The 967-nt window shown below is 42.7% G+C and carries 2 protein-coding genes and 1 pseudogene; all 3 read left to right on the top strand.

Features of this window, described 5'->3' with window-relative positions; all coding sequences use genetic code 11:
- Window positions 1–269, top strand: a 269-nt coding sequence (locus tag A3739_RS30355) for a DUF6776 family protein (protein WP_369821121.1), incomplete at its 5' end; no start/stop codon positions are given.
- A gap of 12 nt (window positions 270–281) precedes the next feature.
- Window positions 282–743 (top strand): polymer-forming cytoskeletal protein, encoded by a 462-nt coding sequence (locus A3739_RS24375; protein WP_068501677.1) that lies wholly within the window; start codon window positions 282–284, stop codon window positions 741–743.
- 63 nt (window positions 744–806) lie between these two features.
- Window positions 807–967 (top strand): annotated as a pseudogene (locus tag A3739_RS28975) (iron-sulfur cluster insertion protein ErpA); the annotation flags it as partial.

The raw sequence follows: 967 nt of genomic DNA, 5'->3' as shown, positions 1-967 counted from the left end.
ACTTGATTGGTCAACGTGATTCAGAGAGTGTCATTCTTCCTCTTCGAGATGTGTCTGAGGTTGAAGAGTTAGGAATGAAATTCCGTTTTAGATATTTCCAAGAATTTGCAGGTGAGCTGATCTTGCCCGAAAATTTTGAGCCCGAAAATATTCAAGTGGTTGCTCAGAGCAAAGGGAAAAGTGCATCGCGTGTAGAACGCAATGTCGCTTGGCAAGAGCTGATACCTGCGTTAACCGCAGCACCAAGCGTTGCGGTCTTAGAAGAATAGGTAGAGGTTTATATGTGGGGAAAAAACAAACGCAAAGATATCGCTAAATCTCATAATGTTCCGTTTGAAACGCTAATCAGCAGTAAAACGAGCATGGAAGGTGATATTCAGTTTTCTGGGGGCCTACATATTGATGGCTTAATCAAAGGTACGATTCGCTCTACCGATGATCAAGAAGCAGTTGTTCGTATTAGTGATATTGGTGAAATAGATGGTGATGTTATTGCACCACATATCATCATTAACGGTACGGTTTATGGTGATGTATATGCATCAAAGCATGTCGAACTAGCTGAAAATGCGTCGGTTAAGGGTAATGTCTATTACAACTTAATCGAGATGGCGATGGGAGCCGAAGTAAACGGAAACCTTGTTCATCAGAAGCAACCTTCACCAGAAGACCAAGTAGTTGGGGATAAAGAAAATGTCTCAGATGCAGTAGCATTGAAGGCAGTTGCATCGCAGGGCGAGTAATACTTGACTGTTTTTGTCGGATAAGCGGATAATTGCGCGAAGTTTGAGTACTCCGGAGTCCCAATGAGCGTTGTTGAGTCACATATCCCTTCTCCATTAGTCTTTACCGATGCCGCGGCTACTAAGGTAAGAAATCTAATCGAGGAAGAAGAAAATCCAGAATTGAAACTACGTGTTTATGTAACAGGTGGTGGATGTTCGGGCTTTCAGTACGGTTTCACGTT

The sequence above is a fragment of the Oleiphilus sp. HI0067 genome (assembly GCF_001635735.1).
Note: the sequence above shows the minus strand (reverse complement) of the source record. Positions and strands in the feature narration are given on the sequence as shown.

What these genes read in the sequence shown, in the direction of transcription:
- A3739_RS24375 (WP_068501677.1), top strand. Translation starts at nt 282, where the DNA reads ATGTGGGGAAAAAACAAACGCAAAGATATCGCTAAATCTCATAATGTT.